Annotated in this window: 3 protein-coding genes and 4 tRNA genes; 1 reads left to right on the forward strand and 6 read right to left on the reverse strand. The window is 46.3% G+C overall.

All coding sequences use genetic code 11. The features are described 5' to 3' along the window. The coding region (locus A3739_RS27840) for a helix-turn-helix domain-containing protein (RefSeq protein WP_156502915.1) at positions 1-220 on the forward strand (220 nt) is incomplete at its 5' end. Between the two features lie 16 nt (positions 221-236). Here the strand turns inward: A3739_RS27840 and A3739_RS27845 are convergent. From A3739_RS27845 to A3739_RS27870, 6 genes are all read right to left on the reverse strand, one after another. Continuing rightward, positions 237-313: transfer RNA gene (locus A3739_RS27845), tRNA-Asp, on the reverse strand. A gap of 41 nt (positions 314-354) precedes the next feature. Next, positions 355-430, reverse strand: a tRNA-Val gene (locus A3739_RS27850). A gap of 19 nt (positions 431-449) precedes the next feature. Further along, positions 450-526 (reverse strand) — tRNA-Asp (locus A3739_RS27855). A gap of 31 nt (positions 527-557) precedes the next feature. Further along, positions 558-633: transfer RNA gene (locus A3739_RS27860), tRNA-Val, on the reverse strand. Positions 634-771: 138 nt separating this feature from the next. Continuing rightward, the gene (locus A3739_RS27865; protein ID WP_197472313.1) at positions 772-1,938 is read right to left on the reverse strand and encodes a DUF2846 domain-containing protein; all 1,167 of its coding nucleotides are present in this window, start codon (positions 1,936-1,938) and stop codon (positions 772-774) included. A 59-nt stretch (positions 1,939-1,997) separates the two neighbouring features. After that, on the reverse strand, positions 1,998-2,347 hold a 350-nt coding region (locus A3739_RS27870; RefSeq protein ID WP_231877173.1), incomplete at its 5' end, for a hypothetical protein.

Here is a 2,347-nt window from a genome sequence, read left to right on the forward strand (position 1 = left end):
AAGAAAACTAGCGCAGGAAGGTCATCATTATCAAACACTATTAGATAATACACGTAACGCCTTGGCTCAGAGCTATGTGAGAGATACAGGGCTCAACTTCACTGAAATTACGTTTATTCTAGGATTTTCTTCACCATCATCATTTCAGCGCGCGTTCAAACGTTGGACAGGCATAAGTCCAGGCGCTTACCGAAGAGACATAAAGAAAAAGGAATTTTGACATAAGGAATTTAAAGTGGCGGACCGGACGGGACTCGAACCCGCGACCCCCGGCGTGACAGGCCGGTATTCTAACCAACTGAACTACCGGTCCGCATCTTTAAAACTAAGACCTAAAGAGTCGACTTTAGGATTTGGTGGGTGGTACAGGGATCGAACCTGTGACCCTCGCCTTGTAAGGGCGATGCTCTCCCAGCTGAGCTAACCACCCATCAGGGTGACAGCTTAAGTGGCGGACCGGACGGGACTCGAACCCGCGACCCCCGGCGTGACAGGCCGGTATTCTAACCAACTGAACTACCGGTCCGCATCTTAAAGCTGTTTCGATTTAAGTAATTTGGTGGGTGGTACAGGGATCGAACCTGTGACCCTCGCCTTGTAAGGGCGATGCTCTCCCAGCTGAGCTAACCACCCCTGCTCAAATCGAGATGCGCATTCTAAGGATTTAGGCCTAACTGTCAACACCTTTTTAGAGATTTTTTATCGAAACTTTATGTGTTTTTAAGCCGTACTCAAAACAGGCAAAAAAGTCGTTCAACAATTAATCAACAACTAATTTAAGGTCGCCAAAATCCTATTTTTCTCTTCCTTACGCTCGCTTGATTCAGAACGACCTGGAACAGGAAGAGACTTCACAAGTGGATACTCTTGGCCAAATGGCCAAAACCAAAAAAACTCTTCGTAATCCGTTGAATCTGTCGCGAACTCCGGAGCATAAGGTGCTGGCGCAATATTTCCAGACTTCGCAGCGCGCTCAAGCCTCTCTAACGTTAACTCATCATTCAATGAAAGATCTCTGCGAGGCTCGCGCCACGGAGCAAGCCAATTCACTTGCGGCGTTCTTCGACGATCTATTTCCGCTAAATAAGCATCGACATCTTCATGATATAAATAAAGCTCTTGCTCAAGAGTCAATGTGTCTTGCCCTTTCAGCTCTCTATACATATCACTTGGCAGATACCAGATTGGAAAGCCCCATAAGAAGTTATTTGACCACGGCCAAATAATTGAGAACCAACCATAGTCTTGCATCGTTCCATTCAAGAGTTCCTCTGCCTGTTCAGCATCAGAAGCCGTCCAGAAAGATGGTTCCAAATAACGCGTATGCGGCATTTCTTCCATGGCTAGATCACGGCCAACCAATTGAACGTCTGCCGATGCCATCTCGTCATCCGGCGCTAAATCGGGGTGCAACTCACGAGGTAGGAATACTTCAGAATGTCGTACGTAAAAAATTTGACCAGGATTGAGCTCTAGGCCGACATCGGCTTGCAAATTCATGTCGAAAGCGATCATCAACTTATCATCGAAAGCCTCGAAGCCAAGCATCGGTAAAAAGCTCTTTCTTACTGCGAAGTCGTAACTTCCAGCAGGAAGCTCTACGACAGTCCAACTGCCGGAGCGAAGATTAAATACGAGCTCGTCGTTCAAGTAATAACTCGGCGCTTCCATCTCTTCATCTGCCCATTGGCTACTTGGGCGGTAAAAGTAGATCAGTGCGTTAACTTCACTATCCCATTCGGTAGATTTTAATTCTTGAAATGGTCGACCTGTTTCATTCGGAAAGTAATACGAACCGAAATTCCGCCCAGTCGACCAATAAATCGATGGATACCAACCACGACCCTGTTTGTGAAAAGGCTTTGAATAAGGTGCGGTTGTATCAGAGAACGCAACATTAGAAACGCCGAGCATCGCGACCACAAGCGTCGCGCTCAAACAAAGTCGAAATAGCAAGTAAAAGTAATTCATTCCTGAAGTATACCAATGAGCCCTAATTAATTTTGCGAAGTACTAGGCGATTTGCTTGCCAACACGGCTAGTTTCAACTCATTTAATTGGCGTTCAAGCCCAACAATTCTCTCATTGATCTGTCGTCGACTTGCGTTGATAGAAGCAATAGATTCCGTATTTTCAGCCACGGCCTTACTGTTATTTGGCTGAGAATTTATATTGCGCGCCAACTCCGCAACACTTTGCTCTAGCGACTCACGCGTCAACGATAGCTCACTCGCAACATTGGCGCTTTGCTTCTTAATCAGGCCAATCTGATCCGCCATCGCCTGATTATTCCCTAATCTAACTTCTAGCTGCTTGAGCATTTGCTCTTGCTTCGCAACAGAAGCCT

The organism is Oleiphilus sp. HI0067 (assembly GCF_001635735.1).